The 7,635-nt window shown below is 69.2% G+C and carries 8 protein-coding genes; 6 read left to right on the plus strand and 2 right to left on the minus strand.

Annotated elements, in window-relative coordinates; translation table 11 throughout:
• The first annotated feature begins 72 nt into the window (after window positions 1-72).
• From Q7514_RS32350 to Q7514_RS32370, 5 genes are all read left to right on the plus strand, one after another.
• On the plus strand, window positions 73-354 hold the full coding sequence (locus Q7514_RS32350; RefSeq protein ID WP_330137275.1) for an SHOCT domain-containing protein: 282 nt from the start codon (window positions 73-75) through the stop codon (window positions 352-354).
• Window positions 347-1,870 carry a multicopper oxidase family protein gene (locus Q7514_RS32355; protein WP_330137276.1) on the plus strand — a complete coding sequence of 508 codons (1,524 nt, stop codon included), beginning with the start codon at window positions 347-349 and terminating at the stop codon, window positions 1,868-1,870. The genes Q7514_RS32350 and Q7514_RS32355 overlap by 8 nt, the downstream gene beginning before the upstream one ends.
• Before the next feature lie 77 nt (window positions 1,871-1,947).
• On the plus strand, window positions 1,948-2,613 hold the full coding sequence (locus tag Q7514_RS32360; protein ID WP_054807709.1) for a DUF305 domain-containing protein: 666 nt from the start codon (window positions 1,948-1,950) through the stop codon (window positions 2,611-2,613).
• 52 nt (window positions 2,614-2,665) lie between these two features.
• On the plus strand, window positions 2,666-4,798 hold the full coding sequence (locus Q7514_RS32365; protein WP_408016222.1) for a copper-translocating P-type ATPase: 2,133 nt from the start codon (window positions 2,666-2,668) through the stop codon (window positions 4,796-4,798).
• Between the two features lie 39 nt (window positions 4,799-4,837).
• Window positions 4,838-5,686, plus strand: a complete 849-nt coding sequence (locus Q7514_RS32370; protein ID WP_054807697.1) for a F510_1955 family glycosylhydrolase — start codon at window positions 4,838-4,840, stop codon at window positions 5,684-5,686.
• Between the two features lie 366 nt (window positions 5,687-6,052).
• Here Q7514_RS32370 and Q7514_RS32375 read toward each other — a convergent pair whose 3' ends face one another.
• Entirely contained in the window at window positions 6,053-6,385 is a 333-nt protein-coding gene (locus tag Q7514_RS32375) for a thioredoxin family protein (protein WP_330137277.1), read from the minus strand.
• A complete protein-coding gene (locus Q7514_RS32380; protein WP_330137278.1) occupies window positions 6,382-7,269 on the minus strand; it encodes a helix-turn-helix domain-containing GNAT family N-acetyltransferase in 888 nt (295 codons plus the stop codon). The genes Q7514_RS32375 and Q7514_RS32380 overlap by 4 nt, the downstream gene beginning before the upstream one ends.
• A 100-nt stretch (window positions 7,270-7,369) precedes the next feature.
• On the opposite strand from Q7514_RS32380, the gene Q7514_RS32385 reads away from it, so the two are divergent.
• Window positions 7,370-7,635 (plus strand): FAD-dependent oxidoreductase (locus Q7514_RS32385; RefSeq protein WP_330137279.1); only part of this gene is annotated, 266 nt, incomplete at its 3' end.

A 7,635-nucleotide genomic window follows, 5' to 3' on the forward strand; every position in this document is an offset into this window, starting at 1 on the left:
CATACGACCACCACAGGAATCGGGGGGTACACGCGCCAGGCTGAAGACACGAACCGGAGAAAGGAGGCGACCATGATGGGCTGGGCAGGTGAGCTGACCTGGACCGGATGGATCGTCATGGCCGTGTGCATGGTCGCGTTCTGGGCGGTGGTGATCTACCTGGTGGCCATGATGTTCCGCACCGACCGCGCCAACGGACCGGGCCGCACCACCGAGGAGGCCGATCCACTGCGACTGCTCGAGGCACGGTTCGCGCGCGGCGACATCGACTCCGACGAATTCGTGGCCCGCCGACAGGTGCTGACACAGACCACCGGCACGCCCGAATTCAGGCAGGCGCAGGGCCGTGGCTAGCGTGACCCGCCGGGCTTTCGTGTTCGGCTCGCTGCTCGCCGGCACCGGAGTCCTGGCGGCCTGCTCCGGATCAGGCTCGCCGACCGGCGCCCCCGTGCTGCCCTCGTCGACTCTGGTGCGCCGCGTCGAGCAGGCGCGCCGCACCCCGGGCGGCCAGCAAGTGGTCACGGCCCGGTTGACGCCGCGCCCGATCGAGGTGGACCTCGGCGGACGCATCGTCTCCACCTGGGGATACGACGACACTCTGCCGGGGCCGCTGCTGCGGGCCCGCGCCGGGGATCTGCTGCGGGTGGAGGTGGACAATCAGCTGCCGGCGCAGACGAGTGTGCACTGGCACGGGCTGGCGTTGAGCAACGACATGGACGGGGTGCCCGGGCTGACCCAGGACCCCATCGCCCCCGGGGGCCGGTTCGCCTACGAGTTCACCGTCCCGGATCCGGGCACCTACTTCTATCATTCGCATTCCGGGCTGCAGCTCGACCGCGGCCTGTACGGGGCTCTGGTCATCGACGACCCGAACGAGCCGGGAAACTACGACCACGAGTGGATCGTGGTGCTCGACGACTGGCTCGACGGCACCGGCCGCACCCCCGACGACGTGGCCCGCGACCTGGGCATCGGCGCCGCCGCCACCGGTGACAGCAGCGACGGCGGGATGGGCGGGATGGACCACGGCGCCATGGACATGGACGGCATGGACATGGGTGAGGAGACGATGCTCTCCCCGCTGCTCGGCGGCGCCGGGGACGTGAGCTACCCGCATTTCCTGGTCGGCGGCCGGGTCCCGGAGGACCCGATCGTGTTCACCGCGACACCCGGGCAGCGGGCACGGATCCGGTTCATCAACGCCGGCGCCGACACCGCCTTCCGCGTCGCCCTCGGCGGGCACCGGATGACCGTCACCCACACCGACGGCTTCCCCGTCGTGCCGCAGGACACCGACGCCCTGCTGATCGGGATGGGCGAACGCGTCGATGTGCTCGTCACCCTCGGCGACGGCGTCTTTCCCCTGTTCGCGCAGGCCGAAGGCAAGACCGGGCACGGACAGGCCCTGGTGCGCACCGCCGCCGGCGCGCTGCCCGCACAGTCGCGGCCCGGCGAGCTGGACCGGCAGGTGTTGCTCGGCACCGATCTGGCGCCTCGGGAGTATGTGCGCCTGCTCGAGAGGGAGCACGATGTGTTTCACAGCGTGGACATGGGCGGGACCATGTCGCCGTACCGGTGGACTCTCAACGGCCGCGCCCACCCCGACATCCCGCCGCTGAACGTGGCCGAAGGGCAGCGGGTGCGGATGCGGATGCGGAACATGTCGGACATGTTCCATCCGATGCACCTGCACGGACACACCTTCGCGCTCACCGACACCGGCCTGCGCAAGGACACCGTCACGATCGGGCCGATGCGCACCGTGGAGATCGAATTCGACACCGACAATCCCGGCCAGTGGGCGCTGCACTGCCACAACGCGTATCACCAGGAAGCCGGGATGATGACCACCGTGTCCTACCTGGCCTGATCCCAGCACGCCGACCGGCCGTGACTGGTCGCCGGATTCACGGTGGTCTATGACCGTTCGAGAAAGGAACATATCCCATGAACAAGAAGACTCTCGCCGTCGGCGCGATGGCGCTCGCGGTGGTGTTCGCCGCGGCGGCATGCAGCGACACCGGGACCGACACCGACACCACCGTCGCCACCTCGCCCGCCACGACCTCGGCCACCACCACCACCGCCGCAGACGAGGCCGCCGCGCACAACGACGCCGACGTGATGTTCGCGCAGATGATGCTGCCGCACCACAGTCAGGCCATCGAGATGAGCGACATTCTGCTGGACAAGCAGGACATCCCCGCGGACGTGACCGCCCTGGCCGAGCAGATCAAGGCCGCTCAAGGCCCGGAGATCGCACAGCTCGAATCCTGGCTCGCGCAGTGGGGCGAGCCCACCGAGATGCCCGAGACCGGCAACAACGACATGCCCGGCATGGACATGGACGAGGGCATGGACGGTATGGAGGGGATGCAGATGGAAGGGATGATGAGCGAGGAGGACATGCAGGCGCTGTCCGAGGCGCAGGGCGCCGACGCCGCTCGCCTGTTCCTCGAGCAGATGATCGCCCACCACGAAGGCGCAGTCGACATGGCGCAGACCGAGATCGAGGACGGACAGTTCCCCGAGGCGGTAGAGATGGCCCGCACCATCGTCGACACCCAGCAGCAGGAGATCGAGACGATGCGTGAGCTGCTGACCACCCTGTAGAGCACCCTCGCACGGTTCCTCTCGGCCCGTCCGCCATCCCAGGAGGCTTTCGATGTCGCACCCGCAGCACGGACACCCCCACCCGGACCCGGCGCCCGCCGGACACAATCACGGCGCCGACGTCCAGAGCCCGCCCCCCGACGAGCATGATGCGCACGCCGGGCCGGGTGAGCACACCGGGCACGATCGGCACGCGGGGCACGGCGCACACGGGGAGATGTTCCGCCGCCGGTTCTGGGTGTCGCTGGTGCTGGCGATACCGGTGGTGTTCTTCAGCCACATGGTCGCCGACCTGCTCGGCTACACCATGCCGGACTTCCCCGGCGCCATGTGGATTCCCCCGGTACTGGGCACGGTGATCTTCGTCTACGGCGGCACCCCGTTCCTCACCGGAGGCTGGGCCGAGCTCAAAACCCGCCGTCCCGGGATGATGCTGCTGATCGCCATGGCGATCAGCGTCGCGTTCCTCGCCTCCTGGGTCACCACCTTGGGTCTCGGCGGGTTCGACCTGGACTTCTGGTGGGAGCTCGCGCTGCTGATCGTGATCATGCTGCTCGGGCACTGGCTCGAAATGCGTGCCCTCGGCTCGGCGTCGGGCGCCCTCGACGCACTCGCCGCGATGCTGCCGGACACCGCGGAGAAGATCACCGAGACCGGTACCGCCGACGTTCCGCTGCAGGAACTCGAACTCGGGGATCTGGTGCTGGTGCGCGCCGGGGCGCGGGTGCCCGCCGACGGCACCGTCACCGACGGCCGCGCCGAGGTCGACGAATCGATGATCACCGGCGAATCCAAGGCGGTCACCCGGCAGGTAGGCGACACCGTGGTTGCCGGCACGGTCGCGACCGACAGCGCGCTGCGGGTGCGGATCACTGCGGTCGGCGAGAACACGGCCCTGGCCGGGATCCAGCGGATGGTCGCCGACGCCCAGGCCTCCTCGTCCCGTGCCCAGGCGCTGGCAGACAAGGCCGCGGCGTTCCTGTTCTACTTTGCCACCCTCGCCGGCATCCTCACCTTCGCGATATGGGCGTTGCTCGGCAACCTCGACGAAGCGGTGGTGCGCACCGTCACCGTGCTCGTCATCGCCTGCCCCCACGCCCTCGGGTTGGCGATCCCGCTGGTGATCGCGATCTCCACCGAACGCGCCGCCAGATCCGGGGTGCTGGTCAAGGACCGGCTCGCGCTCGAACGCATGCGCACCGTCGACGTGGTCCTGTTCGACAAGACCGGCACCCTGACCCAGGGCCGACACCAGGTCACCGGCGTCGCCGCCCACGGGATCACCGAAGAACACCTGCTCGCGCTGGCGGCGGCGGTCGAATCCGACAGCGAACACCCCGTCGCCCGGGCCATCGTCGCCGCCGCCGACGAGCGGGTGCCGGCCACCGAGCGCGCCGCTGCTACCGATTTCCGGTCGTTGCCCGGCCGCGGGGTGCGTGCGCTTGTCGACGGCACCGAGGTGACGGTCGGCGGCCCGGCGATGCTCAGCGATCTGCGGTTGGCGGTGCCCGCCGACGTCACCGCAGTGACTCAGCAGTGGGTGGCGCGGGGGGCCTCGGTGTTGCACGTCGCCGAAGGGGACCGCGTCCTCGGGGCCGTGGCGCTCGAGGACGCCGTGCGCGAGGAATCGCGTCAGGCGATCGACGCGCTGCATGCCCGTGGGGTGAAGGTCGCGATGATCACCGGCGATGCGCGGCAGGTCGCCGACGCGGTGGCCGCCGATCTCGGGATCGACGAGGTGTTCGCTGAGGTGCTGCCCGAGCACAAGGACGCCAAGGTCACCGAACTGCAGAATCGTGGGCACACGGTGGCGATGGTTGGCGACGGTGTCAATGACGCCCCGGCGTTGGCTCGGGCCGATGTCGGTGTCGCGATCGGTGCCGGTACCGATGTGGCCATCGAATCCGCCGGGGTCGTGCTGGCGGCGAACGATCCGCGGGCGGTGCTGTCGATCATCGAGCTCTCGCATGCCAGCTACCGCAAGATGTGGCAGAACCTGGTGTGGGCGACCGGTTACAACGTCATCGCCGTTCCACTTGCCGCCGGGGTGCTGGCCTTCGCCGGGGTCGCGATCTCCCCAGCGGTCGCCGCGATTTTGATGTCGGTCTCCACCATCGTCGTGGCGCTCAACGCCCAGCTGTTGCGCCGCCTCGACCTCGACCCCACCCGCCTGGCTCGTACCTGAACCGCCGCCCGATCGATCCGAAACGAGTTTCTGCTTCTCATGTCGAGTTTTCTCCTGCGCCGGTGGGCGCGTGTCCTGGTGCCTGTTGCTGCGGTGGCTGTGCTCGCCGGTTGCGCGACCGGCGAACAATCCACAACCCCAGCGGATGCGGATTCGTCCACCCTGGCATCGGAGGTGCCCGGCACAGCGTTGGAACCGGCCCTCGACCATCTGCACGGTCTGCACCTCGATTCCGGCGGTGCGGTGCTGGCTGGCACCCACACCGGCCTCGTCGAGATCGCCGACAGCGGGCGCACCAGCCGCGTCGGCGTCTCCGACGACGACTTCATGGGACTGACCGGCGCTCCGGGAACTGACCGCCTCTTCGCGTCCGGGCATCCGGGACCGTCGAGTTCGGCGCCGAATCCGTTGGGGCTGATCGACAGCGCCGATGGCGGCCGCACCTGGATACCGAAATCCTTGACCGGCGAGGTGGACTTTCACGCCCTGGCTACAGACGGTGAGTTGCTGGTCGGATTCGATGGCGTCACCGGATTGCTGGTCTCCACCGACGGCGGCAGCAGCTGGACCGCGGGTGCCCCGATGGCCGCGGCCGCCCTCGCTGTCACCGATGCCGGGGTGTGGGCGGCCACCACCGCCGGGCTGCAACACAGCACCGACGCCGGACACACCTTCACGGTGGTGCCCGACGCCCCACCGCTGGCGCTGTTGTCCGCGGCGCGGGACGGCTCGTTGTGGGGTATCGACACCACCGGCACTGCCTGGCGTAGCCGCACCGGCCAGGCCTGGGAGCAGCACGCGGTGGTCGGGCCGGTCGAGGCAGTGCTCGCCGTCGACTTCGACACCGCCTACGCCGCGACCGCCCAGATGCTCTATCCGCTGAACTGACCCCGGAGGAGCACTGGTCCGGATCCTGCGGAACTGCAGAGGAATCCAGTGGTGACCACGCTGTCCAGCGTGGTCCTCTCCGATTCCGATGTGTCAGGCAGCGATCGGCAGCAACTGCGGCCCCGAGACTGCGCCCAGAGTGGACTCAATTCCTTTTCCGTTCAGTAAGCGATCGCGTGGCGGGTGTGCGGGATCGGACGCGCCGAGTGGGCTGCCCGTGACAAACGGGTACGGGGTATGGCAAGCCCAAGGGCAAAGTGGTGGCCGGGACCCCGGTGTGTTCGGCGAACTGGGAGATCAGCATCATGCTCACTCCGCGACGGTAAACCCTCGAGTCGACTCGAAGGTCAAGCCGACGCCGAATCCCTACCGGTCTTCGGCCTGCCGCAACGCGAGGATCAGATCGGCGACGCTCGGAGCGCCCCCGAGTCCGGTGACGGTGCGGTAGACGCGGCAGCTCAACCCGACCCCGTCAGTGGGAGCGAACGGATCGATCCCGTCGATCCAGATCGTCGGGGATCCAGGGAAGGCCGCGCGTTCGGCGGCCTCCGGGGTCTCGATACGGCGCAGCCGGATCGGGGTACCGGCGTTGCCGGTCGCTGCCAGGGCCTCGGCGAGGCGGCCTCGCGCCTCCTCCCAGTTCGGGCAGCCGTCGAAGTACAGCAGTTCGATGTCCATCTCCACCCGAGTCGCTCTCATTGATTTTCGGTGGCGGGAACGGTCTCGGAGCGGCGTTCGAGCAGCACCGTGTCGCGCCAGATGCCGTCGAGCCGGCCGATGCGTTCGCGCACCCCCACGGTGCGGAAACCCGCCGAATGGTGCAGCGCGAGACTGGCCCGGTTCTCCGGGAAAATCGAGGTCTGCAGCGTCCACAATCCGCCCTGATCGGCGGCGATGACCTGGGCGCGCAACAGCGCCTTGCCGACGCCGCGCCCGCGCATCCCGTCGCCGACATACACCGAATTCTCGGCCACCCCCCGATAGCACTCACGGTTCGACACCGAGCTCAACGCCGCCCAGCCGACGACCTGTCCGTCGATCTCGGCGACCCAGCGATGCTCGGGCAACCACTGGTGCTCGAGGTGGTCGCGGCTGGGGACCTCGGTGGTGAACGTCGCGGCGCCGGTGGCGATGCCCTCGGCGTAGATGCGGCGCACCGCCTCCCAGTCACCGCCTGCAAGTGGACGCACGGCCACGTCGGCCGGGACGTCCTCGGGGCAGCACGGGCGGGCGGTGAGCACCCCCATGACCGCGTCGGCGGCACTGGGCAGGTCGCTGCAGCAGCTCGGGTTGACCCGCACCACGGTGCTGGTGCCGTGTTTGCCGGTGGTGACGAAGCCGACGTCGGCGAGTTTGCGGACGTGATGGGAGATGGTGGGCTGGCCGATCCCGAGCCTGTCGGCGAGCTCGCCGACGGTGATGCCGGACGGATGGGCGGCGACGTGGTGCAGCAGCCGCACCCGCGTGGGTTCGGCCAGGCAGGCGAACCATCCGGCGTAGGTGGCCGCGTCCTGCGGGCTCAGGGCGTCGAGGTCCACCTCCGCGCCGGGGGGCGCCGTGAGCGGTAGGCCGAGTGCTGTCATACCCCCACTATATCGATCGGCATCGATGGTTGCATACATCGACGACCATCGATACTCTGACGGCAGCTTAGATCGATACCCATCGATGAAAGGATCTGTCATGAGCGAGTTGCCCGTCGTCGTCGTCGGAGCGGGACCGATCGGCCTGGCCGCCGCCGCCCACCTGCGCGAACGCGGCCTCGAACCGCTGGTGCTCGAACGCGGCGATGTCGCCGGAGCCGCCATCACGCAATGGCACGGCGTCCGCACCTTCTCCCGCTGGGCCGAACTGATCGACCCCGCCGCCCGCCGCCTCCTCGACACCACCGGCTGGACCGCGCCCGACGACGACGCCTACCCCATCGGCCAGGACTGGGCCGGGCAGTA

This window comes from Rhodococcus artemisiae, assembly GCF_036327795.1.
Lineage (GTDB): Bacteria > Actinomycetota > Actinomycetes > Mycobacteriales > Mycobacteriaceae > Rhodococcus > Rhodococcus artemisiae.